General features: G+C 72.2%; 24 protein-coding genes. 16 read left to right on the top strand and 8 right to left on the bottom strand.

All coding sequences use genetic code 11. The features are described from left to right. From PINTE_RS22600 to PINTE_RS06820, 10 genes are all read left to right on the top strand, one after another. On the top strand, positions 1-183 hold a 183-nt coding region (locus PINTE_RS22600), incomplete at its 5' end, for a TilS substrate-binding domain-containing protein (RefSeq protein WP_174523995.1). A gap of 91 nt (positions 184-274) precedes the next feature. Continuing rightward, on the top strand, positions 275-826 hold the full coding sequence (hpt, locus tag PINTE_RS06860; RefSeq protein WP_068427790.1) for a hypoxanthine phosphoribosyltransferase: 552 nt from the start codon (positions 275-277) through the stop codon (positions 824-826). A 136-nt stretch (positions 827-962) separates the two neighbouring features. Further along, the gene (gene ftsH / locus PINTE_RS06855) at positions 963-2,993 is read left to right on the top strand and encodes an ATP-dependent zinc metalloprotease FtsH (RefSeq protein WP_068427788.1); all 2,031 of its coding nucleotides are present in this window, start codon (positions 963-965) and stop codon (positions 2,991-2,993) included. Further along, on the top strand, positions 2,971-3,600 hold the full coding sequence (gene folE, locus PINTE_RS06850) for a GTP cyclohydrolase I FolE (protein ID WP_068427802.1): 630 nt from the start codon (positions 2,971-2,973) through the stop codon (positions 3,598-3,600). The genes ftsH and folE overlap by 23 nt, the downstream gene beginning before the upstream one ends. Positions 3,601-3,605: 5 nt before the next feature. Then, positions 3,606-4,586 carry a dihydropteroate synthase gene (folP, locus tag PINTE_RS06845; protein WP_306304846.1) on the top strand — a complete coding sequence of 327 codons (981 nt, stop codon included), beginning with the start codon at positions 3,606-3,608 and terminating at the stop codon, positions 4,584-4,586. Next, positions 4,583-5,716, top strand: a complete 1,134-nt coding sequence (gene folB / locus PINTE_RS06840) for a dihydroneopterin aldolase (protein ID WP_068427785.1) — start codon at positions 4,583-4,585, stop codon at positions 5,714-5,716. The genes folP and folB overlap by 4 nt, the downstream gene beginning before the upstream one ends. A gap of 23 nt (positions 5,717-5,739) precedes the next feature. Further along, positions 5,740-6,237 carry a DUF3180 domain-containing protein gene (locus PINTE_RS06835; RefSeq protein WP_169798477.1) on the top strand — a complete coding sequence of 166 codons (498 nt, stop codon included), beginning with the start codon at positions 5,740-5,742 and terminating at the stop codon, positions 6,235-6,237. Positions 6,238-6,395: 158 nt separating this feature from the next. Further along, positions 6,396-7,295 (top strand): Rossmann-like and DUF2520 domain-containing protein, encoded by a 900-nt coding sequence (locus tag PINTE_RS06830; RefSeq protein ID WP_068427781.1) that lies wholly within the window; start codon positions 6,396-6,398, stop codon positions 7,293-7,295. 154 nt (positions 7,296-7,449) lie between these two features. Beyond that, the gene (locus PINTE_RS06825; protein WP_068427779.1) at positions 7,450-7,647 is read left to right on the top strand and encodes a hypothetical protein; all 198 of its coding nucleotides are present in this window, start codon (positions 7,450-7,452) and stop codon (positions 7,645-7,647) included. A gap of 154 nt (positions 7,648-7,801) precedes the next feature. Beyond that, positions 7,802-8,131, top strand: coding sequence for a histone-like nucleoid-structuring protein Lsr2 (locus PINTE_RS06820; RefSeq protein ID WP_068427777.1), 330 nt, complete (start codon positions 7,802-7,804; stop codon positions 8,129-8,131). A 115-nt stretch (positions 8,132-8,246) separates the two neighbouring features. Here PINTE_RS06820 and ligD read toward each other — a convergent pair whose 3' ends face one another. Both ligD and PINTE_RS06810 read right to left on the bottom strand, forming a co-directional pair. After that, entirely contained in the window at positions 8,247-9,218 is a 972-nt protein-coding gene (ligD, locus tag PINTE_RS06815) for a non-homologous end-joining DNA ligase LigD (RefSeq protein WP_068427774.1), read from the bottom strand. Beyond that, the gene (locus PINTE_RS06810; protein WP_068427772.1) at positions 9,211-10,254 is read right to left on the bottom strand and encodes an ATP-dependent DNA ligase; all 1,044 of its coding nucleotides are present in this window, start codon (positions 10,252-10,254) and stop codon (positions 9,211-9,213) included. Before PINTE_RS06810 ends, ligD begins: the two co-directional genes overlap by 8 nt. Positions 10,255-10,415: 161 nt before the next feature. On the opposite strand from PINTE_RS06810, the gene ku reads away from it, so the two are divergent. The 3 genes from ku to PINTE_RS06795 all read left to right on the top strand — a co-directional run bounded on the left by ku (position 10,416) and on the right by PINTE_RS06795 (position 17,978). Continuing rightward, positions 10,416-11,495, top strand: coding sequence for a non-homologous end joining protein Ku (ku, locus tag PINTE_RS06805; protein ID WP_084343334.1), 1,080 nt, complete (start codon positions 10,416-10,418; stop codon positions 11,493-11,495). Between the two features lie 179 nt (positions 11,496-11,674). Next, positions 11,675-15,055 (top strand): bifunctional lysylphosphatidylglycerol synthetase/lysine--tRNA ligase LysX, encoded by a 3,381-nt coding sequence (lysX, locus tag PINTE_RS06800; RefSeq protein WP_245642833.1) that lies wholly within the window; start codon positions 11,675-11,677, stop codon positions 15,053-15,055. Between the two features lie 319 nt (positions 15,056-15,374). Beyond that, positions 15,375-17,978 carry an ATP-dependent Clp protease ATP-binding subunit gene (locus PINTE_RS06795; protein WP_068427768.1) on the top strand — a complete coding sequence of 868 codons (2,604 nt, stop codon included), beginning with the start codon at positions 15,375-15,377 and terminating at the stop codon, positions 17,976-17,978. Between the two features lie 132 nt (positions 17,979-18,110). Here PINTE_RS06795 and PINTE_RS06790 read toward each other — a convergent pair whose 3' ends face one another. The 4 genes from PINTE_RS06790 to radA form a co-directional block, all read right to left on the bottom strand. Next, positions 18,111-19,004, bottom strand: coding sequence for an alpha/beta fold hydrolase (locus PINTE_RS06790; protein ID WP_157087118.1), 894 nt, complete (start codon positions 19,002-19,004; stop codon positions 18,111-18,113). A 121-nt stretch (positions 19,005-19,125) separates the two neighbouring features. After that, complete coding sequence (locus PINTE_RS06785) at positions 19,126-20,088, bottom strand: iron-sulfur binding domain-containing protein (RefSeq protein WP_217996521.1); 963 nt, start codon at positions 20,086-20,088, stop codon at positions 19,126-19,128. 103 nt (positions 20,089-20,191) lie between these two features. After that, positions 20,192-21,241, bottom strand: coding sequence for a DNA integrity scanning diadenylate cyclase DisA (gene disA, locus PINTE_RS06780; protein WP_068427798.1), 1,050 nt, complete (start codon positions 21,239-21,241; stop codon positions 20,192-20,194). A 335-nt stretch (positions 21,242-21,576) separates the two neighbouring features. After that, positions 21,577-22,983, bottom strand: coding sequence for a DNA repair protein RadA (gene radA / locus PINTE_RS06775; RefSeq protein ID WP_068427764.1), 1,407 nt, complete (start codon positions 22,981-22,983; stop codon positions 21,577-21,579). Positions 22,984-23,097: 114 nt separating this feature from the next. Here radA and PINTE_RS06770 point away from each other — a divergent pair, with 114 nt between their 5' ends. Together PINTE_RS06770 and PINTE_RS06765 are read left to right on the top strand one after the other, a co-directional pair. Then, complete coding sequence (locus PINTE_RS06770; protein WP_068427762.1) at positions 23,098-23,772, top strand: flavin reductase family protein; 675 nt, start codon at positions 23,098-23,100, stop codon at positions 23,770-23,772. A 54-nt stretch (positions 23,773-23,826) separates the two neighbouring features. After that, positions 23,827-24,087: a hypothetical protein gene (locus PINTE_RS06765; protein ID WP_068427760.1), complete on the top strand. Its 261-nt coding sequence runs from the start codon at positions 23,827-23,829 to the stop codon at positions 24,085-24,087. A gap of 36 nt (positions 24,088-24,123) precedes the next feature. Here the strand turns inward: PINTE_RS06765 and PINTE_RS06760 are convergent, their stop codons facing one another. Together PINTE_RS06760 and PINTE_RS06755 are read right to left on the bottom strand one after the other, a co-directional pair. Further along, a complete protein-coding gene (locus PINTE_RS06760) occupies positions 24,124-24,900 on the bottom strand; it encodes a class I SAM-dependent methyltransferase (RefSeq protein WP_084343333.1) in 777 nt (258 codons plus the stop codon). Further along, positions 24,897-25,790 (bottom strand): DUF3109 family protein, encoded by an 894-nt coding sequence (locus PINTE_RS06755; RefSeq protein ID WP_068427758.1) that lies wholly within the window; start codon positions 25,788-25,790, stop codon positions 24,897-24,899. The genes PINTE_RS06760 and PINTE_RS06755 overlap by 4 nt, the downstream gene beginning before the upstream one ends. Positions 25,791-25,846: 56 nt before the next feature. On the opposite strand from PINTE_RS06755, the gene PINTE_RS06750 reads away from it, so the two are divergent. After that, complete coding sequence (locus tag PINTE_RS06750) at positions 25,847-26,779, top strand: Ppx/GppA family phosphatase (RefSeq protein WP_068427756.1); 933 nt, start codon at positions 25,847-25,849, stop codon at positions 26,777-26,779. Positions 26,780-26,831 lie beyond the last annotated feature (52 nt).

Genomic DNA, 26,831 nt, shown 5'->3' with positions numbered 1-26,831 from the left:
GGCCGGCTGCTGCGCCTGCTGTGCGCCCGGGCCGGCGCGGGCCGCCTGAGCCGCACACATGTCGAGGCGATCGAGGCGCTGTTGGTCGCCGCGAACCGCGGACCGGCCTCTCTGCCGGGAGGCTGGACGGTGAACCGGTCGGCGGACCGGATCCATCTCGCGGCGCCAGGTCGGGTTGAATAGCGGCAGGCGCCCGGGGCAGCGGGTGCGCAGCCGCAGCAGAGATGTCCGACGAGCAAGCCACGGCACAGACACGGCAGACACGGGAGACACGGTGGACACCGAACACATGGGCTCGGACCTGGAGAAGGTGCTGCTGACGCAGGAGCAGATCTGGGACCGACTCGACGAACTGGCTCAGCAGATCTGGGCCGACTACGAGGGCAAGGACGTGCTGCTCGTCGGCGTGCTCAAGGGGGCGGTGCTCGTCATGGCCGATCTCATGCGGGCGCTGCCGGGCACGGTGCCGATGGACTGGATGGCGATCTCCTCGTACGGCTCGGGCACGAAGAGCTCGGGTGTCGTGCGCATCCTCAAGGATCTCGACACCGACATCACCGACAAGCACGTGCTCATCGTCGAGGACATCGTCGACTCCGGTCTGACGCTGAGCTGGATCAAGGCGAACCTCGCCTCGCGGCACGCCGCCAGCGTCGAGGTCTGCACCCTGCTGCGCAAGCCCGACGCCGCCAAGGTCGAGGTCGACGTGAAATACGTCGGCTTCGACATCCCCAACGAGTTCGTCGTCGGGTACGGCCTCGACTATGCGGAGCGGTATCGCAACCTGCGCTGCGTGGGCACACTGGCTCCGCACGTGTACTCGTGACGACGACGACGGGCGAGCCAACCGCAGGAACACGCCGGTCAACGCGGACGTTGCGCATTGATGGATCGCCGGCCGGGACCCGACGACGGACGAGGACGATGAGGAAGGACCGGGGCGTGTTCGCTCCGAAACATCGATGAATGTGAAGCGGATTCTCAAGCAACCCCTGTTGTGGGTGCTGCTCGTGTTCGTGGGTCTGATGCTGGCGCTGAACCTCACCAGCGACACCGAGTATCAGCGCGTCGACACCTCGCAGGCGGTGCAGTTCATCAACGGGGGTCAGGTCTCCAAGGCGGAGTTCACCGGCGACGACCGGATCGACCTGACGCTGAGCAGCCCGCAGACCGTGGGTGAGGCCCAGAACGTCGACAAGGTGTACACGCTCTACGTGCCGCAGCGCGGCGAGTACCTCACCCAGCTCGTGCGCGAGCACGCGCCGGCGCAGGGCTACAACGACGCGCCGCCGCAGACGACCTTCCTCGGCTCGCTGCTGATGAACCTGCTGCCGATCATCATCCTCATCGCGCTGTTCTGGTTCCTGCTCTCGCGCATGCAGGGCGGCGGCGGCCGGATCATGCAGTTCGGCAAGTCCAAGGCCAAGCTCGCCAGCAAGGACATGCCCAAGGTGACGTTCGCCGACGTCGCCGGCGCCCAGGAGGCGGTCGAGGAGCTCACCGAGATCAAGGAGTTCCTCTCCGAGCCGGCCAAATTCCAGGCCGTCGGCGCGAAGATCCCCAAGGGCGTGTTGCTCTACGGTCCGCCCGGCACCGGTAAGACCCTGCTCGCCCGCGCCGTGGCCGGGGAGGCCGGGGTGCCGTTCTACTCGATCTCCGGCTCCGACTTCGTCGAGATGTTCGTCGGCGTCGGCGCCTCCCGCGTGCGCGACCTGTTCGAGCAGGCCAAGGCCAACAGCCCCGCAATCGTCTTCGTCGACGAGATCGACGCCGTCGGCCGGCACCGCGGAGCCGGTCTCGGAGGCGGTCACGACGAGCGCGAGCAGACCCTGAACCAGCTGCTCGTCGAGATGGACGGCTTCGACGTCAAGACCAACGTCATCCTCATCGCCGCGACCAACCGGCCCGACATCCTCGACCCGGCGCTGCTGCGCCCGGGCCGCTTCGACCGCCAGATCGCGGTCGAGGCGCCGGACATGATCGGGCGGCACAAGATCCTCGAGGTGCACGGCCGCGGCAAGCCGCTGGCCCAGGGCGTCGACCTGCTCGCCGTCGCGCGCCGCACCCCCGGCTTCACCGGCGCCGACCTGGCCAACGTGCTCAACGAGGCCGCGCTGCTCACCGCGCGCTCCAACGCCCAGCTCATCGACGACCGCGCCCTCGACGAGGCCATCGACCGGGTGGTCGCCGGCCCGCAGAAGCGCACCCGGATCATGAGCGCCAAGGAGAAGAAGATCACCGCCTACCACGAGGGCGGGCACGCCCTCGTCGCGGCGGCGCTCAACCACACGGACCCGGTGAGCAAGGTGACGATCCTGCCGCGTGGTCGCGCGCTGGGCTACACGATGGTGCTGCCCGCCGACGACAAGTACTCCACGACCCGCAACGAGATGCTCGACCAGCTGGCCTACGCCCTCGGCGGGCGCGTCGCGGAGGAGATGATCTTCCACGACCCGACCTCCGGCGCCGCGAACGACATCGAGAAGGCCACCGACCTGGCCCGCAAGATGATCACGCAGTTCGGCATGAGCGAGCGGATCGGCGCCATCAAGCTCGGGCAGAGCCAGGGCGAGGTCTTCCTCGGCCGCGACATGGGCCACCAGCGCGACTACTCCGAGGGCCTGGCCGCGGTCGTCGACGAGGAGACCCGCCGGCTCATCGAATCCGCCCACGACGAGGCCTGGCACGCGCTCAACGACAACCGCGACGTGCTCGACCACCTCGTGCTGGAGCTGCTCGAGAAGGAGACGCTGAACGCCGAGGCACTCGCGCAGATCTTCGCGCCCGTGCACAAGCGGCCGGTGCGCCCGGTGTGGCTCTCCAGCGACCGTCGCACGGTCAGCGACGCCCCGCCGGTGCTGACGCCGGCCGAGCGCGCCGCCCTGGAGCGGGGGGAGAACCCGGACGGGCTCGGCGCGGAGCACGAGGAGCACCCCGTCGCGGAGACGATCGAGGTCCCCGGGGGTGGCCATGTCGACCCGTCCGCCGGCTGAGGCGGACGCATCGGAAGGTGACCTCGTGCCGCGCCGGGTCGACCGGCCGCGGATCGAGGCCGCCGTCCGCGAGATCCTGCTCGCCATCGGGGAGGACCCCGACCGGGACGGGCTGCGGGACACCCCCGCCCGGGTCGCGCGCAGCTACGAGGAGATCTTCTCGGGGCTGAGCCAAGATCCGGAGGAGCTGCTCGCCACCCAGTTCGAGATCGACCACGACGAGATGGTGCTCGTGCGGGACATCGAGCTGTACAGCACGTGCGAGCACCATCTCGTGCCGTTCCACGGCGTCGCGCACATCGGCTACATCCCCTCGACGCGCGGGCGGGTGACCGGGCTGAGCAAGCTGGCCCGGCTCGTCGACGTGTACGCCCGCCGCCCGCAGGTGCAGGAACGGCTGACGACGCAGGTCGCCGACGCGCTCGTCGAGCATCTGCAGGCCCGCGGCGTCATCGTCGTGCTCGAGTGCGAGCACCTGTGCATGTCGATGCGCGGCGTGCGCAAGCCCGGAGCCCGCACGATCACCTCCGCGGTGCGGGGCATCCTGCGACGGCCGGCCACCCGCGCCGAGGCGATGAGCCTCGTGCTGCGCAGCAGCTCCCGGTGACCGCGATGTCCACGGGCGACACCGGCACCTCGCGCGGCCCTTGCGGGGCGGGCAACCCTGCGACGCACCCGACCTCGCTGCAAAGCACCGGCTCCGGGCCGCTGCTCATGGGCGTCATCAACGTCACGCCGGACTCGTTCAGCGACGGGGGCCGCTGGTACAGCGAGAGCAACGCGGTCGCGCACGGAGTGCAGCTCGTCGCTGATGGCGCCGCCATTCTCGACATCGGGGGCGAGTCGACCCGACCCGGGGCTGCGCGCCCCGACGTCGAGGAGGAGCTGCGCCGCACGGTGCCCGTCATCCGTCGGCTCACGTCGGACGCCGGCCTCGGGAATCAGCGCGTGACGGTCTCCATCGACACGATGCGAGCTCGTGTCGCCGCCGCCGCGATCGAGGCCGGCGCCCGCGTCGTCAACGACGTCAGCGGCGGGCTCGCCGACCCGGACATGGCGCGGGTCATCGCGCAGAGCGCCGACCTCGGCGTGGAGTTCGTCGCGATGCACTGGCGCGGGCACAGCGACCGCATGCAGCAGCGGGCCGTGTACGACGATGTGGTGCGCGAGGTCGGCGACGAGCTGCTCGACCGCGTCGACGCGTTGGCCTCCGCCGGGGTCGACCCGGCCCGGATCGTGCTCGATCCCGGGCTCGGGTTCGCCAAGACCGCCGAGCACAACTGGACCTTGCTCGCCCATCTCGACCGGCTCGGGGCCCTCGGCTTCCGCGTGCTCGTCGGGGCATCCCGCAAGAGCTTCCTCGGTGCGTTGGAGGCGGGCGCCGATGGGTCGCCCGCGCCGCCGGAGCGTCGGGAGGCCGCCACCGCCGCAATCACGCTGCTGTGTGCGCAGGCCGGAGTGTGGTGCGTGCGGGTGCACGACGTGCGGATGTCCCGCAGCGTCTTGCGGGTCGCCGACGCGGTCGCCTGGCACACCGGTCAACCCTGTCAGCCGGTAATGGATCACCCGATGGCACCGGGGGAGGGCGCGTGAGCCCGGGCCGCGACGTCGTCGAGCTGCGCGGGGTGCGCGCGAATGGCAGGCACGGCGTGCTGGCCCACGAGAAGGTCGAGCCGCAGCCGTTCGTCGTCGACGTCGATCTCGAGACCGACCTGAGCTGGGCCGGAGCCAGCGACGCCCTCGGGGACACGACGAGCTACGCCGACGTGGCCGCCGACATCGTCGCCCGCCTCACCGGTCCCGGGGTCGACCTCATCGAGCGGCTCGCGCACCTCATCGCCGGGGACTGCCTGCGGCACGAGTTGGTCGAGGCGGCCACCGTGACCGTGCACAAGCCGCAGGCGCCTGTCGGGGTGGAGTTCGGTGACGTCGCCGTGCGGGTGCGTCGCGGCCAGGGCCGCACTGCCGTCGTCGCGCTCGGCGGCAACCTGCCCAGAGTCGGTTCCGACGTCGGAACCGAGGTCGGAACCGGAGCCGGCGGCGGAGTCGGCACGGGCGAGGTGGCGGGAGGCGTCGCCGACACCCTGGCGTCGGCCGCGCTCGCGCTCGACGCCCTGCCCGGCACGAGCCTGCGGGCGCTCTCGCCGCTCGTGGCGTCCGACCCGATGCCCTTGCCGACGGACCCTGGTACCCCGTTCGCCTCTGATGCTCCTGATGCTCCTGATGCCTCTGATGCGCTCGGCGGCGCCGCCGGGCCCGGTTACCTGAACGCGGTGGCCGTGCTGCGCACCGACCTGCACCCGCGCACGCTGCTGGCCCGGCTCCATGAGATCGAGGCCGACCACGGGAGGGTCCGCGCGCGGCGCTGGGGTCCGCGCACCCTCGACCTCGACCTCGTGCAGGTGCGCGGTGCCGCCGGCTCGCTGCGGCTCGACGGCGCTGTGCGGCTGCCGCACCCGGGTGCCGCCGAGCGGGCCTTCGTCATCGGCCCCTGGGCGTTCGTCGAGCCGGAGGCGGTCCGCGAGTTCCTGGCCGACGCAGGCGTTCCGGCGCCCGAGCTCGACGGGCTGCGGCCGGCACCGGCGTGGCCGGCCGCCGCGGCCCGCTTCGTGCGGCGCATCGGCGAGCTGCCGGCTCCCCTCGAGATCAACAGCGGCACGGGCACGGGCACCGATGCGGTCGCCGAAGAGCACGGCGCCATCGAGACGGGACGGCCGCGATGAGTCTGCGCGAGCACGGGGTGCGGGTGCGCGACGTGCTGACCGCCGCGGTGGCGGCCGGGGGGATCGCCTATCTGGTGCTCTCGTGGTCGTTCCGGCGTGACGCGACGCTGCCGCCGGTCTCGTGGGCTGTGGCGGTGGTGCTGCTCGTGGTGTGTGTCGGGCTGGCCCTGGCCGGCCGGCGCGTCCGCGCGACCGTGCGGCAGACCGCGCGAAAGCCGCTGGAACCACTGGCGGCCTACCGGGTGCTGCGCCTGGCGCAGGCGTGCGCGCTGACGGGGGGCCTGGTGGCCGGGGGCTACCTGGCGTACGCGGGGGTCGCCCTGCCGGATATCGACGCGTCGTCGGTGCGGGCCGCCGCGCTCAGCGCGCTGGCCGTGGCCGCCTCGGGCGGCGCGCTCGGCGTCGTCGGATTGTGGGTGCAATCGATGTGCCGCGTCGATCCGCCCGACGATTCGGGTGACGAACCGTACGCCGCGGGCGAGGCCTACGGGCCGGATTCGCATCGCGATTTCCGCGACTGAGCGCCGCGCCGACCCCGTCGCAGCGCGGTCGAGCAGCGCGCTCGAGCACCGCGAATCCGCCCGAGCCGGAGTCGATTCCGCTACTCGATCGGGCGCTGGCCGCGCTTCGGCCGGTGCGCGGAGGTGTCGTTCCGTGGGCGCCTGGGTAACGTCGGGGTATGCAGCAACGGCCGACCCGGCCGGCGCGTCTCGACGTCGGCATCGTCTCTGCGGGCCGCGTGGGCGCGGTCCTCGGAGCGGCGCTGCAGGCTGCCGGGCATCGGGTGGTCGCGGCCAGCGGGGTGTCCGACGCCTCCCGGCGCCGCGCCCGGATCCTCCTGCCCGGGGTGCCGTTGCTCGATGTCGAGCAGGTCGTCTCCCGCGCGGAGCTGCTGGTGCTGGCTGTTCCCGGCGCCGCGCTCGTCGATCTCGTCGTGGGGCTGACCGAACTGCGCAGCTGGCAGGCCGGCCAGATCGTCGTGCACACGAGCCCGCGCTACGGGCCGCAGGTGCTGGAGCCGGCGCTGGAACGACACGTGCTGCCGATCGCCCTGCACCCGGCGATGCGATTCTCCGGCAACCCCGTCGACCTGGAGCGCCTGCCGGACGCCTGCTTCGGCGTGACCTGCGCCCCCGCGCTGCGGCCCATCGGCGAGGCGCTGGCCATCGAGCTCGGCGGCGAGCCGGTGTGGGTCGAGGAATCCGCCCGGGCCCGCTACGCCGCCTCCGTCTCACACGCGGTCGACCATCTGTCGGTGGTCGTGGAACAGGCCGCCGACCTGCTGGCCGACGCCGAGATTCCCGGAGGCCGTCGCCTGCTGGCCACGCTCATGCTCACCGCGCTGGAGGGCGCCCTGCGCGAGGGTGACGACACGAGCCGCGTGGCCGCGCTCTCCGACCTCGACGCCCTGCGCGCCGACCTCGACACGCTGCATGAGAGCGCCCCCGACTCCCGCGCGGTGCACCTCGCGATGGCCAGGGCCGCGGCCTCCCGGGCGATCGCCGCGGGGCTGCTGCCGATTCCGGCGCTCGACGAGCTCTTCGACGTGCTCACCTCCCCGCCGACCGGGCCGAAGTGAGCCGACCAGGGTGCGGTCCGGCACCCCTGCGGCCCGGGGCACCGGGCAGGGCATAGCCTGAGCCAAGGCGCGTCCGCCACATCGGAGGGTTCGTGGATGAGCACGAAATCCATCCGGCCGGGGCGCCGCGCCGCCGCAGAAGTGGAGGAAGACAGTGGACCAGCTCTGGCAGATTGTCGCCGGCTTAGTGCCCTCGATCGGCATCGGCTTCTTGTTCTACAAGATCATGCGGGCGATCATCGAGTCCGACCGTAATGAACGGCTGGCGCATTCCCGCTGGGATGCCGAGCAGGATGCCCGCGAGCAGCGTTTGGATTCGATCGCCGAACAGCGGCGCGACTCGGCCCGCTGACCGCATTAGCCGGGCGCCGACCGGATCCTTGCCGAATTCTCACTCGTGGTCGCTTTTGTCGACGCGGAATTATCGACTACTCTGGGGGAGTCAGACGGCGTCGACGGCTAATTGCGACGCCAGTAAACGTGCTCGATGACAGACGGAGTGTGAGATGGCTCAGCGGGTGCAGGTGCTCCTGGTCGACGACCTCGACGGTGGAGTTGCCGACGAGACCATTTCGTTCGGATTGGACGGTGTCTCGTACGAGATCGACTTGTCGAAGTCGAATGCCGCCAAGCTGCGCGATACTTTCGGTGAGTGGACCGGTCACGCCCGCCGTGCCGGTGGGCGCCGGGCCACCGGCCGGCGCGCGGCCGCCTCGGGTCGCCGCCAGGACCTCAACGCGATTCGCGAGTGGGGCCGCCAGAACGGCTTCAAGGTGAGCGACCGCGGCCGGGTTTCCGGTGAGTTGCAGGACGCCTACGACAAGGCCAACAGCTGAACTAGGCGAACGCATCGAACGAGAGGGCCGCACCGCCGCGCGGTGCGGCCCTCTCGTCGCGCTTTCAATGCGCCTGAGCAGGATCCGAAAACTCGCGTGTGGATAACCGGGGTATTCACACCCCGGCCATGAGGTCCCCGTCGATTTTCAACCGCGACAACACTTCTCGCGGTCCCAGCTGATGCAGCACATCGGCCTCCGTGCTGGCGGCGGCCTCGATCTCGGCCCACGTGCGCGGAGCGGCGACGGTGGGAATCCCGCTGCGCCCGCGCAGCGAATAGGGGCAGATCGTCGTCTTGGCCCGCGTGTTCTGGCTCCAGTCGAGGAAAACCTTGCCGGGACGCAGGGCCTTCGTCATTCGCGCGACGACGAGATCGGGGTGTTGCGCGGCCAGCGTTTCCGCGAGACCCTGCGCCAGCGCCCGAGTTGAGTCGAGTTCGTGCAGGTGCGGCGTCGGCACGTAGATCTGCATGCCTTTATTGCCGCTCGTCACCGGCACCGGCGTGGCGGGCAGCACGCCCGCGAGCGCGTCCCGCACGAGCAGCGCGACCCGAGAGCACTCGGCGAGGCCGGCGGGCGCTCCCGGGTCGAGGTCGATGACGAGCCGGTCGGGTACCCGCGGCCGGCCCGCCGCGTCGACTCGCCACTGGTGCACATGCAGTTCCAGTGCCGACAGATTGGCCAGCCACACCAGGCCGGCGACGTCGTCGACCAGCGGGTAGGCGATGCTCTCGCCGCCCCGGGAGCCCGAGCCGCTCGCCCGCCCCGAGCCACCGGGGCGGGTACCGACGAGTTCGTCGCCGGAGCGGCGCGAGGAGTGCGCCAGCTCCACCCGGCGCACCCAGCGGGGACTCCCCGCGGGCAGGTTCTTCTCGAAGAACGACTGATCCCCGGTGCCGTGCGGCCAGCGCACCCGCGTCAACGGCCGGTCCCGCAGCTGCGGCAGCAGCGCGGGCGCCACCGCCATGAGGTACTGCATGACCTCGGCCTTCGTCGTGCCGGAGCCGGGGTAGAGCACCTTGTCGAGGTTCGTCAGCGCGAGACGGTGCCCGTCGACCTGCACGGTCGTGCGGTGCTGGTCAGGCATCGCCGAGCTCGCGCAGGTCGGCGGGGGTCAGGTCGGTGCGCACCCCCAGGAAGCTGGGTTGCCGCAGCCGCTCGCCGGCGCCCCCGGCGCCCGAGGCGCCCGAGACGTCCGAGCCGGCGGTGCCCAGCGAGCGCACGTCCACGACGATCCGCGGATGCACCCAGTGCGTGCCGGCGCGATCCGCCGCCGGCGGGGCGGGGTCGAACGGGCAGTCGGGTCGGGCCAGTTCCTGCAGCCGGGGCAGCAGCCGCGCTTCCTGGGCCGCCCCGAGCCCGCTGCCGACCCGGCCGAGGAAGCGCAGCGGCCCGACCTCACCGTCAGCGCCACCGCCGGAGCCGGCTGCGCTGTCGGCGCTGGTGCGGTGGGCGGGGCCGTGGGGACGGCCGACGAGCACGGCGCCCAGCCCGGCTCCGCGCACCGACTCCGGTCTCCAGCCGCCGATGACGACCGAGATCGTCGGGCGGTGCGGCACCTTCAGCCAGTGCGGGCTGCGCCGGCCGGGGTCGTACACCGACTCCAGGTGTTTGCTGACGACGCCCTCCAGGCCCTGGTCGCGGGTCGCGCGCAGCAGCGTCTCGCCGTCGGGGTAGGCCGGCGGCACGAGCACGCGCGGGCCGGGCAGCTCCAGCGACTCCAGCAGGCCGCGGCGGGTGCGCAGCGGCATCCGGGTGAGGTCGTGCCCGTCGAGGCGCAGCACGTCGAACACCAGGTACGTGACCGGCCGGGCCGTCGCCAGCCGCCGGGCGGTCGCGTCGCGGGCGTGAATGCGCTCGATGAGCCGGGAGAACGAGGGGAGTCCGCCGTCGAGGCTGACGACTTCGCCGTCGAGCAGCACGTCGGGGTGGGCGGTGGCCAGGGCGTCGGCGCCGGTCAGCTCGGGGAACCGGGCGGTCGCGTCGACCTCGGCGCGGGTCGCCAGCCGCACCCGCCCGGCGCGCACGTCGGCGAGGATGCGCATCCCGTCCCACTTCACCTCGTGCGACCACTGCGGACCCGTCGGCGGGCGCGGCGCCGGGGTCGCGAGCATGGCCTGCATGCCTCGATAGTGCCGCACCGGCCCGGGCGTCGCCCGCAGGCCGCGGTGGCGTCGTGACCACGATGTGGGCGATGCTGGTTCGGTCTTCGAACGCGGGCGTTCCGCGGGGTCCGCTTCGCTGGGCGCGGCGGGCGGCGGAGCCAGGACGAGGGAGGGGCGCGATGCGGGCGATCTGGAAGGGTGCGGTGTCGTTCGGGCTCGTCAGCGTGCCCGTGCGGCTGTACAGCGCCACCGAGAGCCACGACCTGCAGTTCCGTCAGGTGCGCGCCAGCGACGGCTCCCGCATCCGGTACCGGCGGGTGGCCGAGTCCGACGGCGAGGAGGTGGCCTACCGCGACATCGCGAAGGGCTATGAGACGGAGGACGGGCGCATGGTCATCCTCACCGACGACGACCTCGCCTCGCTGCCCAGCCGCAGCAGCAAGGAGATCAGCGTCGAGAAGTTCGTGCCCGCCGACGAGATCGACCCCATCCTGCTCGACCGGGCCTACTACCTGGAGCCGGACGCGGCCGCGGTCAAGCCGTACGCGCTGCTGCGCGAGGCACTGCGCGACTCCGACCGGGTGGCCGTGGTCACCGTCTCCGTGCGCACCCGGCTGACGACCGCGGTGCTGCGGGTGCGCGACGACGTCATCGTCATGCAGACGATGCTGTGGCCGGACGAGGTGCGCGAGGCCGCGTTCCCGGTGCTCGACAACGTGCCGGAGCCCAAGAAGGCCGAGACCGACATGGCCGCGATGCTCGTCGACTCGATGGCCGGGGACTTCACGCCCGAGGACTACGAGGACGACTACAAGGAGGCGGTCGACGCGCTCGTCGCGAGCAAGCTCTCCGGCGGCGAGAGCGTCGAGGCCCCCGAGCAGCCGGACGAGGGTGGCGAGGTCGTCGACCTGCTCGCGGCGCTGCAGCAGTCCGTCGAGCGCGCCAAGGCCTCCCGCGGCGGATCGAGCGAGGCGGGCCAGGCCGACGAAGCCGACAAGGGCGACGAGGGCGATGAGGGCGAGGCCACGGACGGCAAGACGTCGGGCAAAGGCTCTGCCAAGGGCTCGACCAAGGGCTCGGGCGGGGGCTCGACCAAGGGCTCGGGCCAGGCCGGTGCGAAGGCCTCCGCCAAGGGCTGCGGGAAGGGAACCGCCAAGAGCGCCAAGTCCGCCGGCAAGGGTCGCAAGGCCGGCAGCGGTCAGAACGACGACGCCGCCGCCGAAGAGAGCGGTACCGGTCGATCGCGAAAGGCGGGCTGAACGCCCTCCGACCGCGCTCGCCGGGCGGGGACGGAGCCCGCAGTAGCCTGAGTCGAGACATCTTCCGCCGGGGGAGAGGACCGTTTGGCCCGGGCGGACGAACGACAGGTCGCCCGGCGTCGGCGTAGTTTCGGGCCGTCGCGGCCCGCACGTCGACAGGGGAGTGGACGATGGCTGGGGTGGCCAGGGGCGCCCATGCGCTGGCTCGTGACGCGCGCCCGACCGCGCGCCAGGAACTGTTCGCGCGCGGCCTCATCTGGCTGCACGTGCTGGGCATCCTGGCTTCGCTGGTGCTGTGGGCGATGTTTCACCGCGGCCCGGTGCGGATGACCTGGTTCGAGCTGTTCTTCACGTTCCTGAACGTGCCCGTCTCCGGCTCGCCGGTGTCGATCGTGTTGTTGGCGTTGATGGCTCGGCTGCTCGTGGGGCGCAAACGGGCCGGCCTGGTCGTCGTGGCGATCTTCCAGGTGCTGGCGCTGCTGGCGGCCGTGGCCGCGGTGACCGCCATCGCGGTCTTCCCCGAGGACTTTCCCGAGGCCCTCGACTTCTGGTCGTGGCACTTCATCTCCGGCCTCGGCATCGACATCCTCGCCAGCGTGCCGGGGGTGCTGATGCTCGCGGGGTGCTGGTGGGCCCGCGCCTCGTTCCCCGGCCGGCTGCGCCGCGGTTCGTGGACGGTGCTCGTCGGCTGTATCGCCGCCGGCGCGGGGTTGGCGGTGCTCGTGGCCTGGGTGTCGCTGCGGTTCGCCATGCCGCAGCAGCCGACGCTGCTGTTCGTGCGCGCGGTCTTCGCGCGGTTGCTCGGCTTCGGCGGGCCGCCGCAGACGCACGGGGTGCACATCGACGCCTGGATCCTGCAGGTGCCCTCGGCCGTGCTGGCGTTGGGGCTGCTGCTCGGTGCCTTCCTGTTCACGCGGTCGGCCGACAATCCGACGCAGTGGACGGCTGATCGTGAGGTCGCGGTGCGCCGGCTCCTCGCGGAGCACGGCGACCTCGACTCCCTGGGCTACTTCTCGACCCGCCGCGACAAGGCGTCGGTGTTCAGCGACGACGGGCGGGCGGCGGTCTGCTACGACGTGGTGGCCGGCGTGTCGTTGGCCTCCGGTGACCCGGTCGGCGACCCGGACGCGTGGGGCCAGGCCATCGCCGCGTGGAAGGCCGAGGCGCGCCACTACGGCTGGATCCCCGCGGTGCTCGGAGCCGGTGAGGACGCCGCGCGCGCCTACGCCGCGCTCGACTTCGACGTGCTGGCCCTCGGCGACGAGGCGATCCTCGAACCCGACCGCTACCGCATCAACAACGTCTCGATGACCGATGTGCGGCGGGCCTGCGAGCGCGCCCGGCACGCCGGCGTGGAGGTGCGACTGCGCCGCCAGGACGAGGTGCCGCGTCCGGAGCTGGCCGAGATCATGCGCGCCGCCGAGCAATGGCGCGTCGGCGACACCGAGCGCGGCTTCTCGATGGCGCTCGACCGCCACGGCGATCCCGCCGACTGGAAGACGGTGCTGGTCACCGCGCACGAGCCCGACGGGCAGCTGGTCGGGCTGCTCAGCTTCGTGCCGTGGGGCGCGCGCGGGTTGTCGCTGGATCTCATGCGGCGCTCGCCGAAGGCTCCGAACGGCACCAACGAGCTGCTGGTCTCCGAACTCATGACGCGCGCCGGCGACATCGGGGTGCGCCGGGTGTCGCTGAACTTCGCGTTTCTGCGCGGCGTGTTCGCCGACGCCGAGCGCCTGGGCGCCGGCGTGCTCACCAGGTTCAACTCCTCGGTGCTCGGGGTGTTCGACCGCTTCTTCCAGCTGGAGCGGCTCTACCGCAGCAACCAGAAGTTCGAGCCGACCTGGGTGCCGCGCTACCTGTGCGTCGACAGCCGGGTCTCGATCCCGCAGGTGGCGGTCGCTTGCGGGATGGCCGAGGGGTTCCTGCCGAGGCCCGGTCTGCGCCGTCGCACCCCGATGCTCGACGCGGCGCACCTCGCCCAGGTGCGCGAGCTCGCGCGCGCCGAGCCGGTCGACGTCGACGCCCTGGCGCCGGCGCGTGGCGACCAGACCCGCGTGCGCCTGGGGCACCTGGAGGAGTTGTCGAAGCTCCCTAGGCGGCCGTACGTCTCCGGCTCCGTCGACACCATCGAGGTCGGCGACCTGGCCGCCGGGCTGTGGGAGCAGGAGCCGGCGCCGGCGCTGACGGTCACCGGCCGGGTGCGGGCGGTGCGCGACCACGGCGGCGTCGTCTTCGTGCGCCTCGTGCAGGGTCAGCGGCAGGTGCAGCTCGTCCTGGGACGCGACGCCCTCGGGCGGCAGCGGCTGCGCGACTTCACCCGGCTCGTCGACCTCGGTGACATCGTGTGCGTCGACGCCCGGCCCGGCTCCAGCCGCACCGGCACGCCGTCGCTGCTCGTGGGCGACTGGCGGGTGCTGGCCAAGGCGCTGCACCCGGTGCCGTACGGCGCGTTCACGGACGCCGACCTGCGGCTGCGGCAGCGCTCCACCGACCTGCTCGTGCACCCCGAGGGCGCCCGGCTGCTGCGGCTGCGCAGCGCGGTCGTCACCTCCCTGCGCCGCACCCTCGACGACGCGGGCTACACCGAGGTCGAGACGCCGATCCTGCACACCGTGCACGGGGGCGCCTCGGCCCGCCCGTTCACGACGTTCATCAACGCCTACGGGGTCGACCTCTCGCTGCGCATCGCGCCGGAGCTGTATCTCAAGCGGCTCGTCGTCGCCGGCCTGGGGCCGCTGTACGAGATCGGCCGCAACTTTCGCAACGAGGGCGCCGACGCCACTCACAACCCGGAGTTCACCTCGCTGGAGGCCTACCAGCCGTACGGCGACTACACGACGATGCGGTTGCTCACGCAGCGGCTCGTGCAGGAGGCCGCGACCGGGGTGCACGGGGAGCCGGTGCTGCCGCTGCGGCTGCCCGAAAACCTGCGCGAGGCGGCGGCGGGCGGTCAGCGGGTCGCCGTCGCCGACGACGTCGAGCCCCGCCTCGTCGACATCTCCGGAGACTGGCCGGTCGTCACCGTGCTCGACGCGGTCAGCGCGGCGGTGGGGCGCCCGGTGCGCCTGGACGACGACATCGAGAAACTGCTCGCTCTGGCCCGCGAGTTCGAGGTCCCGATCGGGCCGCAGATGGGGCCGGGGGCCATCGTCGAGGAGCTGTACGCCGAACTGGTCGAGCCGACCACCGTCTACCCGACCTTCTACGTCGACTTCCCGGTCGAGACCTCGCCGCTGGCGGGCGGGCACCGCCGCGACCCGCAGCTGGCCGAACGCTGGGATCTCGTCGTCGGCGGGATGGAGTTGGGCACCGCCTACAGCGAGCTCAACGACCCGCTCGAGCAGCGCCGCCGGCTCACCGAGCAGTCGCTGAAGGCCGCGGCGGGCGACGTGGAGGCGATGGAGGTCGACGAGGACTTCCTGCGGGCCCTGGAGACGGGCATGCCGCCGACGGGCGGCCTCGGCATCGGCGTCGATCGGCTCGTCATGGTGCTGACCGGCACGATGATCCGCCAGGTGCTGACGTTCCCGTTCGTGCGGCCGCGGGCTCGGCGCGGCTGACTCGCTGCCGACTCGCTGCTGATTCGCTGCTGGTTCGCGGGCGCGCGCCGCGCGGCGGAGAATGGGTGGATTCGGCCCTGCGTGAACGCGGTCCGAAATAGCACGGTGGGCGCGCGCCGGGCGTGCACAATGGACGACTCCGCGACGGGTGCGCCCGCGTTCGCCCTCAGCGGAACTTGAGTGTGTGGCGCTCAAGGGGTGGAACACCGATGCTCGAGGTCGCGTTGTGGCTCGTGGACACCGCGGTGAACCGCACGGAAACCGGGGTGTGACGAGGCACAGCTAGCATCGAGGTATCTCGATAGGCACAGGAGAGCTCATGTTCGAAAGGTTCACCGATCGGGCCCGACGCGTGGTCGTGTTGGCGCAGGAAGAAGCTCGCCTGCTCAACCACAACTACATCGGGACCGAACACATCCTCCTCGGCCTCATCCACGAGGGCGAGGGAGTCGCCGCGAAGGCTCTGGAGAGCCTCGGCATCTCCCTGGACGCCGTCCGCGAGCAGGTCCAGGACATCATCGGTCAGGGGCAGCAGGCCCCGTCCGGGCACATCCCGTTCACGCCGCGCGCGAAGAAGGTGCTCGAGCTGAGCCTGCGCGAGGCGCTGCAGCTGGGGCACAACTACATCGGCACCGAGCACATCCTGCTCGGCCTCATCCGCGAGGGCGAGGGCGTGGCGGCGCAGGTGCTGGTCAAGCTGGGCGCCGACCTGAACAAGGTGCGTCAGCAGGTCATCCAGCTGCTGAGCGGCTACCAGGGCAAGGAGCCCGCGGCCGCCGGCGTCGGCGGCCAGTCCACCCAGGAGGCCACCCCGGCCGGCTCCCTGGTGCTCGACCAGTTCGGCCGCAACCTCACCCAGGCCGCGCGCGAGAACAAGCTCGACCCGGTCATCGGGCGCCTGAGCGAGATCGAGCGGGTCATGCAGGTGCTCTCGCGGCGCACGAAGAACAACCCGATCCTCATCGGTGAGCCCGGAGTCGGTAAGACCGCGGTCGTCGAGGGCCTGGCCCAGGACATCGTCAAGGGCGAGGTGCCCGAGACGCTGAAGGACAAGCACATCTACACGCTCGACCTCGGTGCGCTGGTCGCCGGTTCGCGCTACCGCGGTGACTTCGAGGAGCGCCTCAAGAAGGTGCTCAAGGAGATCCGCACCCGCGGCGACATCATCCTGTTCATCGACGAGATCCACACCCTGGTGGGAGCCGGTGCCGCCGAGGGCGCGATCGACGCGGCGAGCATCCTCAAGCCGATGCTGGCGCGCGGTGAGCTGCAGACGATCGGCGCGACGACGCTGGACGAGTACCGCAAGCACATCGAGAAGGACCCGGCGCTGGAGCGCCGCTTCCAGCCGATCCAGGTCTCCGAGCCCACGCTGAGCCACGCGATCGAGATCCTTAAGGGCCTGCGCGACCGGTACGAGGCGCACCACCGCGTCTCGATCACCGACGGCGCGCTGGTGGCGGCGGCCAACATGGCCGACCGGTACATCAACGACCGCTACCTGCCCGACAAGGCGATCGACCTCATCGACGAGGCCGGCGCGCGGCTGCGCATCAAGCGCATGACCGCCCCGCCGGACCTGCGCGAGTTCGACGACAAGATCGCGCACGTGCGCCGCGAGAAGGAGGCCGCGATCGACGGCCAGGACTTCGAGAAGGCCGCCAAGCTGCGCGACGACGAGCGTCGCCTCATCGAGGCGAAGAACAAGCGCGAGAAGGAGTGGAAGGCCGGCGACATGGACGTCGTCGCCGAGGTCGACGAGGAGCTCATCGCCGAGGTGCTGGCGGCCTCGACGGGCATCCCGGTGTTCAAGCTCACCGAGGAGGAGTCCAGCCGCCTGCTCAACATGGAGGCGGAGCTGCACAAGCGCATCGTCGGCATGGACGACGCGATCAAGGCGCTCTCGCAGGCGATCCGGCGCACCCGCGCCGGGCTGAAGGACCCGCGTCGCCCGGGCGGCTCGTTCATCTTCGCCGGCCCGACCGGCGTCGGTAAGACCGAGCTGGCCAAGACGCTCGCGGAGTTCCTGTTCGGCGACGAGGACAGCCTGATCACGCTCGACATGAGCGAGTTCGCGGAGAAGCACACGGTCTCCCGGCTGTTCGGCTCGCCTCCCGGCTACGTCGGCTACGAGGAGGGCGGCCAGCTCACCGAGAAGGTGCGCCGCAAACCGTTCTCGGTCGTGCTGTTCGACGAGGTCGAGAAGGCGCACGCGGACATCTTCAACTCGCTGCTGCAGATCCTGGAGGACGGGCGCCTCACCGACGCCCAGGGCCGGGTCGTCGACTTCAAGAACACGGTCATCATCATGACGACCAACCTCGGCACCCGGGACATCTCCAAGGCCGTCTCGCTCGGCTTCTCGGCCGGGCACGACGCCGCCTCCAGCTACGAGCGCATGAAGAACAAGGTGACGGACGAGCTCAAGCAGCACTTCCGGCCCGAGTTCCTCAACCGCGTCGACGACACGATCGTCTTCCCGCAGCTGAAGGAGGACGAGATCGTCCAGATCGTCGACCTGATGATCGCCCGCCTCGACGAGCGCCTCAAGGACAAGGACATGGGCATCGAGCTCACGCCCGCGGCCAAGAAGCTGCTCGCCAAGAAGGGCTACGACCCGGTGCTCGGAGCCCGTCCGCTGCGTCGCGCGATCCAGCGCGACATCGAGGACATGCTCTCCGAGAAGATCCTCTACGGCGAGGTCGCGGCCGGCGAGATCGTCGGGGTCGACATCGAGGGCGAGGGCGACGACGCGAAGTTCGTCTTCCACGGCACCAAGAAGGAGCCGGAGCCGGCCACCGTGCCGGCGCACGCCGCGGGCAGCGACCACGGCAGCGGCGACCACATCACCGGTCTCGGTGGTGGCGGTGCGACTGGCGCCGAGCGTGGTGGCCCCGAGGGCGGTGCCGCAGCCGAGGGCTGAGTCCCGCACTCACCAGGCGTAAAGGGCCGGGCGTCTCATCGGACGCCCGGCCCTTTCGTCTCTGCCCGGGCTTGCGCTCTGCCGAACGGGCGGTATGTCGACCGATCGGCAGAGCGCCCAGGTCGGCTTCGGCTAGTCCGTCTCGAGGCCGGCGCTGCGCAGGATGAGCCGCGCGATCTCGTTCGGATGGCTGTACATCGGGAACTGGCCTGAATCCAGCTCGGTGACGCGGATCGGCGGGTCGTCGCGGCCGATCTCGTACTCGAGCCACTCGCTGCGGTAGTCCCAGCTCTCCGTGCCGTGCACGACGTCGAGGGGCACCTGCAGCTGCGCGTACAGGTCGCGGGTGGGAAAGCAGGGGTCGTCGGCGTCGAGGTCGTAGAACGTCATGATCGTCTGGCTGCTCGGCGAGGTCGTCCAGCCGCCCTCGACGCGGCGCAGGCCGGCGTCGACCTCGGCGCGCACCTCGTCTTGGGCGTCCACCATCCAGTCCGCCATGATCGCCGCCACCTTGGCTTCGGCGAGCTCCTCGATCTCGGCGCGGGTCGGCACCACCGAGTCCAGCCGAAAACGGTCGCGGAAGTAGGCGAGCATCTGGGGCGAGCGCACGACCTCGATCTCCTCCTGCGCCTGGGCGCGGGTGGGGGCGATCGTGCCGTTGATCGTCACGACGGCGCTGAACGCCTCGGGCCGCTGCACCGCCGCGCTCAGGCCCATGACGGCGGCGATCCACCCGGCGAGCACGAGCACCGGTCGGGTGAGCCCGAACTCCTGCGCCACCAGGTGCAGGTCGGCGCTGGCGACGGTGCTGGGCACGGCCGGCACCGTCGAGGCCATGTGGCCGCGCAGGGCCGGGGCGACGGCGCGGACCCGACCGCCCAGGGCGTCGATCGTGCGGGTCCATTCGAGTGGACCGAGGCCGAGGTGGTGCACGAGGAGAACGTCGGGGCCCTGGCCGCCGAAGTCGATGACCGGCAGATCGTCTCCCTCGGGCAGGCGCACGCGCTGTTGTTGCAGGAAAGGCATGACCCCCAGTGTGAGGCAGGGCACATCCGGATCGGCCCGTCCGGTTCGATCGTTCCGTCAACGGCTCTGCGCGAGCGCTCAGAGGTCGCCCGCCACGCGGTGAGCGGCGGCCTCGGTGGGCCTAGGCGGGGAGCGCGACGCGATCGTCGTCGACCGGCTCCGCGAGGCCGTCCTCGAGCAGTCCGTGCAGGCAGCGCCGCGCGCGTTGTTCGTCCTGCGGCCAGGCGGCGAGCACCTGCTTGCGCGGCACCGGGCCGGTCGCCGCGCGCAACACGGCCATGAGTGCCCCGCGCACCTGGCGGTCGGTGCCCGCCCACGCCTGCCCGCGCCGCGGTGGCCCGTCGTCAGGCGGACAACCCGCGGCCCGCCACGCGCAGGTCGATTCGATCGGGCACTGGCCGCAGCGCGGCGCCCGGGCGGTGCAGACGAGCGCTCCGAGCTCCATGATGGCGACGTTCCAGCGCGCGGCCAGTGCGGCCGGTCCGGTCCGCTCGGGCGGATCCACCTGGTCCGGCCGCCCGGGTTGCTCGGGTTGCTCGGGCGGCTGGGCGGAGCCGGGCACGAGCCGCCGCGCGAGCGCCGACTCCGCGGCGGTCAGCGCTTTAGCCGGGAGTGCCCGCCCGGAGACGGCCCGGGCCTGGACGCGGCGCACGTTGGTGTCGACGACGACGCTGTGCCGCCCGTACGCGAAGGCGGCGACCGCGGCGGCCGTGTAGGCGCCGACGCCGGGCAGCGTCAGCAACGTCTCCACGGTGTCGGGCACCCGGCCCCCGTGGTCGCGCACCATGGCCGTGGCCGCCTCGTGCAGTCGCAGCGCGCGCCGCGGGTAGCCGAGCCGGTCCCACATGCGCACGGCCTCCCCGGGGGAGTCCTGCGCGAGCGCGGCGGGCGTCGGCCAGCGCTGCATCCACCGCAGCCAGGCCGGTTCGACCCGCGCCAGCGGAGTCTGCTGCGACATCACCTCCGAGACGAACACCCCCCACGGGGTGGCGTCCGGGCGGCGCCACGGCAGATCGCGCGCATGCGCGTCGAACCACGCGAGCACCGGCTCGTGCAGGTCGACGCGGATCTCGGCCTCGCGCAGCTCGCCGGGCAGCTCGGGGCGAGCCGGCAGTTCGCGCGGAAGTCCGGGCAAGCCGGGCAGGCCGGCGCGCGACCCGGCCCGGGCGCAGGGGTGGCTGCCCACCTCAGACGTAGCGCTCGAGGATGCTCGACTCGGCGAGCCGGGACAGACCCTCGCGCACCGCGCGGGCGCGGCCCTCACCGACTCCGTCGACGGTCTGCAGGTCTTCCAGCCCCGCAGCCAGCAGCCGCTGCAGCGTGCCGAAGTTGTCGACGAGCCGATCGCGGATGATGCCGGGCAGCCGCGGCACCTTCGACAGCAGCCGGTACCCGCGTGGACTGACGCTCTCATCGAGGGTCTCAGGCAGCGTGGAGTGCCCCAGAGCGGCAGCGCTGGCGGCCAGGTCGAGCAGGTCCGGTGCGGACAGCGCGGCCATGCTGTCGAGCACGTCCTGCGGGCGGCGGCCGGACTCGGCGGGCAGGTAGTCGCGGATGACCAGGTCGCGCTCGTCCTCGATGCCGGCGATGAGCTCCTCCAGCTGCAGCGTCATGAGCCGGCCGTCGGTGCCGAGCTCGACGACGTAACCACTGACCTCCTCGTTGATGCGGCGCACCATCTCCAGGCGCTGTAGCACGGCCGTGACGTCGCGCACGGTGACCAGGTCTTCGATCTCCAGCGCCGACAGGGTGCCGGACACCTCGTCGAGGCGGTTCTTGTAGCGCTCGAGCGTCTGCAGGGCCTGGTTGGCCTTCGACAGGATGACCGCCGAGCCCTCCAGCACGTGTCGCTGCCCCCCGACGTACAACGCGGCGAGCGACATCGACTGGCTCACCGACACGACCGGGAAACCGGTCTGCTTCGCGGTACGTTCCGCCGTGCGGTGCCGGGTGCCGGACTCGCTGGTGTCGATCGACGCGTCGGGCAACAGCTGGGTGGCCGCGCGCACGATGCGGGTGCGCGTCGAATCCAGGACGACCGCGCCGTCCATCTTCGCCAGCTCGCGCAGTCGGGTCGCGGAGAACTCGATGTCCAGCGGGAAGCCGCCGGTGGAGATGCTCTCCACGCCCTCGTCGTGCCCCAGCACGACGAGCGCTCCGGTGCGGCCCCGGATGATCCGCTCGATGGCGTCGCGCAGCTCGGTGCCCGGAGCGACCGCGGCCAGCGTCGATCGCATCAGGTCGTCCGCGGCAGCACGATCCACACCCGGTGTCCTTCCTGCTCGGCTGATCCCCAGCGCCGATCCGGGGTGTCGCCCGCGCACACACCGGTGTCCACATCTTAGGCAGGCCCCCGAGCGGATCGGACATTGCGCTGGTCAGGATGCCTGTCACGGTTGACATCAGGCCGAGCGCGGCCGTCGCGCGGGCCCGCCACGCCGCCGAGAGCACGGCCGTCGCCCGGGCCCGCCACGCCGCCGAGAGCACCCCCGACAGCACTGCCGTCCGCACCGTTCGCGCTCCCGTCAGCACCGCCGGCTGCGCAAAGCTCTGCACCATCGTCGGCACCTCCTCATCGCAGGGCTGGGGCGTCGTTCATCGCCCGCACGGCGGCGGCGATGTCGTCGACCGGGCGCAGAGACAGCCCGCGCGGGATCTCGTCGGGTTCGAGGGCCGCGGGCGGCACCAGCGCGTAGCGGAAACCCAGCCGGGCCGCCTCCCGCAGCCGCCGGGGCAGGCCGTCGACGCGGCGGATGTCGCCGGCCAGCCCCACCTCCCCGATCGCGATGGTGTGCGGCCGGGGCGCGACGTCGAGCGCGGAGCCGGCGACGGCCAGGGCGAGGGCGAGGTCGGCGGCCGGTTCGCCGAGCCGCACGCCGCCGACGGTCGAGACGTAACAGTCGCTCTTGCCGGTCTTCACCTTGGCGTGCCGCTCGAGCACGGCCAGGATCATCGCCGTCCGCGAGTAGTCGACGCCGCTCGTCGTGCGTCGGGGCGAGGGAGCCTGCGTCGCGTTGAGCAGCGCCTGCACCTCGCAGACCAGTGGGCGACGCCCCTCCAGTGCCACGGTGACCGCCGTGCCCGGCACCGCGGCGTCGCGCGCCGACAGGAACAACCCGCTGGGGTCGGGCAGCCCGAGGATGCCGCGCTCGCCCATCTCGAAGCAGCCGACCTCGTCGGTGGGGCCGTACCGGTTCTTCACCGCCCGCACGAGCCGCAGCCGGGAGTGCCGCTCGCCCTCGAAGGACAGCACGACGTCGACGAGGTGTTCGAGCACGCGGGGCCCGGCGATCGAGCCGTCCTTGGTGACGTGCCCCACGAGCAGCGTGGCCATGCCGCGCGACTTGGCGGCCTGGATGAGCGCGGCTGCGACCTCACGGACCTGGGACACGTTGCCGGCCGACCCGTCCACCTCGTCGCTGGCCACCGTCTGCACCGAGTCGACGATGAGCAGCTCCGGCCGGATCGCGTCGATGTGGGCCAGCACCTGCGCCAGATCGGTCTCGGCCGCCAGATACAGCGACGACTCGAGGGCGCGGATGCGTTCGGCCCGCAACCGCACCTGCCCGGCCGACTCCTCACCGCTGACGTAGAGCACCCGACGGCCGCGGGCGGCCCCGCGCGCCGCCGCGTCGAGCAGCAGAGTGGACTTGCCGATGCCGGGCTCGCCGGCGACGAGCACCACCGCGCCGGGCACGAGCCCGCCTCCGAGCACCCGGTCGAGCTCGCCGATGCCGCTGCTCACGGCCTGGGTCGTGGCGGGATCGACCTCGGCGATCGGCACCGCGGCCCGGGCGGCCACCGGCGCCGCAGCGGTGCGCAGCGTCGGACTGCCGCTCGCGGCGCCCACCTCCTCGACCGTGCCCCAGGCCTGGCATTCGCCGCAGCGCCCGACCCAGCGCACGGCGGTCCAGCCGCACTCGGCGCAGCGGTAGGCGGGCCGGTCGCGGCGGGTGCGGGCGGTGTTCCTCGTCGACATGAGGCACACCGTAGGTGTGAGCACCGACAAGACCGCGCAGGGCCGAGCTCGCGGCCCGGTGCGGCGGCGAGATTCCCTGGTGGCGCGGGGGCGTCCAGGGGCGAGGATGGGGGGATGAGCCGACTCGAGATCGACCCGAGCGAGCACCGACCCGGTGACGTCTACCGCCTGCTGACGGCCGTGGTCGTGCCGCGCCCGATCGCCTGGGTGTCGACGCGCTCGTCCGCCGGCGTCGACAACCTCGCGCCGCACTCGTTCTTCACCGTGGCCAGCGCGAACCCGCCGATCGTGCAGTTCACGTCGGTCGGCGTCAAGGACACGCTGCGCAACGTGCGCGCCACCGGGGAGTTCGTCGTGCACCTGGCGCCCGCCGCGCTCATCGACGAGGTGAACGTCAGCGGCGCGGACCAGCCCGCGGGCGTCAGCGAATTCGACGTCGCGGGGCTGGCCACGGAACCGGCGGCGACGGTCGACGCGGCCCGGGTCGCCGACTCTCCGGTGGCCCTGGAGTGCCGCCTGCACGCGGCCCTCGACCTGGGAGCCTCGACGATCGTGCTCGGCCGCGTCGTGCACGTCGCCCTCGCGCGGGACGTGCTGGAGGAGCCGGAGCCGGAGCCGGGCCGGTTGCCGCACCCGCGGTTCGCCGACCTGGCGCCGCTGGCCCGCCTCGGACGCGACGAATACGCGCTGCCCGGTCCCGTGCGGCGGCTCCGGCGGGCCACCCACCCCGGCGGCCGCGATGCCGACGGGCGCGATGCCGGTGAGGGCGCGCCGGCGACTCGACGATGACCGGAGGGTGACCTCCCTCTCGCGGCGCGCCGCGGGTGATGCCAAGGTGGGGCCATGACCGACGCCTTGGACCCGCAGTCCCAGCTCGCCGACGACCCCGGCGCCCCGCCTCCGGACGTGCCGACCGACGGCGCCGCACCCAGCCCCGAGGAGCTCAACGAGGGCGAGCGCGACGGCAGCGGTGGCGAACTCGTCGGCGGGCTGCCCACCGACGAGAGCCCCGACGCGGTGGCGCAGGCCCGGGAGCGCGCGGCCTGGGACGACGACGCGCAGGAGAGCGCCGGGGTGCACCCGGCCGACGAAGAGGGCGAGTAGGCCCCTGGGAGACCGGGGAGCCGGTGGGGCTGAGCCTCAGTACCGGCGCCACCACAGGTTGACCGCGTAGTCCACGCCGGTGCCGGCGTGCTCGCGCAGGATGCTCGCGGCCAGCTGGGGGTCGAACTCGATGCCGACGACCGCCTCGAACTCGGCCCGCGTGGGCTGGTCCCAGCGGATCAGCAGCGGCTCGCGCTGCCACCCGCGGCGCCGCCAGAAACGCTCGATGGCCGTGTGGTCGTAGGCCGGCCACTGCCGACGGAACCAGCCGCCGAACGTGGAGCGGGAGGCGTCGTTGTCGATGACGAAGGCGGTGCCGCCGGGCGCCATGACCCGCTCGAGTTCGGCGAGCCCGGGTTCGCAGCCGGGGCCGAAGAAGTACGCCCAGCGGGCGTGCGCGACGTCGAACGAGTCGTCCTCGCACGGCAGTTCCTGGGCCAGCGCCTCGATGACCTCGACGTTGTCGAGCCCCGCGCCAGCGGCGTCACCGGCGATTCTCCGGCGGGCGGCGGCGACCAGCGGGGGATGCGGCTCGACGCCGACCACCCGCGCCGCGTCGGCCGCGAACATCGGCAGATGGAAACCGGATCCGCATCCCACGTCGAGCACCCGGGTGCCCCGCCAGTCCGCGATCCGGCGCATCTCTCTCGCGAGCACCCCGTCCGGGTCGACGCCCCGATTCTCCAGTTCGTAGATGTCCGGGTGCTCCCAGATGTTCGGGCTCGGCCGGGCCGCCGGCGACGGAGCCGGGGACGGCCCCGTCGCCGCGGAGGCGACTCCCGGAGCCGGGAAACCCGCGCCCGGCTCCGTCATCGCGGATCCTCCCCGCGGTCGCGCCCCAGCGCTCGCCCGCCGTGCGCGGCGAGGGTGGCCGGGTGCACGAACAGCGGCAGCAACTCGCGGGTCGGCCCGGCGTCCAGGGCCCGGACGGCGGTCAGGTGGGCGTCGCAGTGCCGCACCAGTTCGGCGTAGCCGGCTGCCCCCATGAGCTCGGTCAACTCGTCGGCGTGGCTGACGTACAGCGGCTCGTCGTGAGCGTGGGCGAGCGCGGATCCGGAGCAGTACCAGTCGAAGTCGTGGCCGCCGGGACCCCACCGACCACGTTCGTACTCCCCGATAGTCACCTCCAGGTAGCTGGACTCGTCGGGCAGCTCGACCGTGCGGTAGTCGCGGTAGATCGGCAGCTGCCAGCACACGTCGGGTTTGGCCAGCACGGGCGAACGGCCCTGCCGCAGGGCGTGCGCGTGCAGCGCGCACCCGGCTCCGCCGGGGAATCCCTCGCGGTTGAGCAGGATGCACGCGCCGTCGACGACCCGCGTCTTGCGTTCCCCGTCCTCCAGCTCGGTCCACCCGCAGTACGGTCCGGCCGCGTCGGCGGCGCGTGCCGGCGCGTCGTCACCCGCTCCGTTCGATGCGCCCGCGAGTCCGGCGAACTGCCAGGTGTCGGCGGTGAGTTCGGCGACGACCCCGGCCACGCGGGTGAGGTCGTCGGCGTCGCAGAAGTGGGCGCCGAGGCCGCAGCAGCCGTCGTGCGGGCGCTGCGCGGACAGCCCGCGGCAGCCCGCGCCGAAGATGCACCGGTACCCGGACGTGAGCCACGCCAGGTCGAGGCGGAACCGCTGAGCCGGCTCGGCCGGGTCCTCGAACTCCACCCACACCCGGGCGGGCGAGGCGGTGGGCGACTGTGCTGCTGACCACTCCATCGCCGACACTGTAGGCCGCGAGGTGACGCGGCGACCGCAACGGATAGCGTGCGGGCATGCGCCTCGGGGTCATCGACGTCGGATCCAACACCGTGCACCTGCTGGTCGTGGACGCCCACTGGGGCGCGCAGCCGCTGCCGGCGACCAGTCACAAGATCGATCTGCGGCTCTCCGAGCACACCACCGCCAGCGGCGACATCTCCGCTGAAGGAGCCGACCGACTCGTCGCGTTCGTGCACGAATGCCGAGAGCTGGCCGACGATCTCGGCATCGAACAGCTGATGGGGTTCGTCACCAGCGCGATCCGCGAGGCCCCCAACGGCGACGACGTGCTCGCTCGCGTGCTCGCCGAGACCGGCATCGATCTGGGCGTCCTGTCCGGGGAGGCCGAGTCGCGGCTGACGTTCCTGGCGGCCCGACGCTGGTTCGGCTGGTCCGCGGGCCGGCTGCTGCTCGTCGACATCGGCGGCGGCTCGCTCGAACTGGCCTCCGGCGCCGACGAGGACCCCGACGTGGCGCTCAGCCTCCCGTTGGGGGCCGGCCGGCTCACCCGCGAGCGCCTCGTCGGTGACCCGCCCGACCCGGCGGACGTCAAGGCGGTGCGCACCCACGTGCGGGTGCAGGTGGCCGGGGTCATGCGCGAGCTGAGCCGGGTCGGCGAACCCGACCTGTACGTCGGCACGTCGAAGACCATCCGGTCGCTGGCGCGCCTGGCGGGGGCGGCGCCCAGTGGCGAGGGCCCGTACGTGCGGCGCACGCTCGAGCGCGCGGACCTCAAGAAGATCGTGCCCAAGCTGGCCAAGCTGGGCGCCAAGTCGCGCTCGAACCTGCCCGGGGTGTCCAACCACCGGTCCCAGCAGATGCTCGCCGGGGCGCTGGTCATCGAGGCCGTCATGGATCTCGTCGGCATCGAGCAGCTCGTCGTGTGCCCGTGGGCGCTGCGCGAGGGCATCATCCTGCAGCACCTGGACCTCATCCCGGCTCCCTGAGCCGTCGCGGCCGCTCGCTATGGTTGAGGCCATGTCGGAGAAACGGCGGACG

This window comes from Piscicoccus intestinalis NBRC 104926, assembly GCF_001515525.1.
GTDB classification, from domain to species: Bacteria; Actinomycetota; Actinomycetes; order Actinomycetales; family Dermatophilaceae; genus Kineosphaera; species Kineosphaera intestinalis.
The sequence above is the reverse complement of the archived record's forward strand: the minus strand, read 5'-3'. Positions and strand labels throughout refer to the sequence as shown.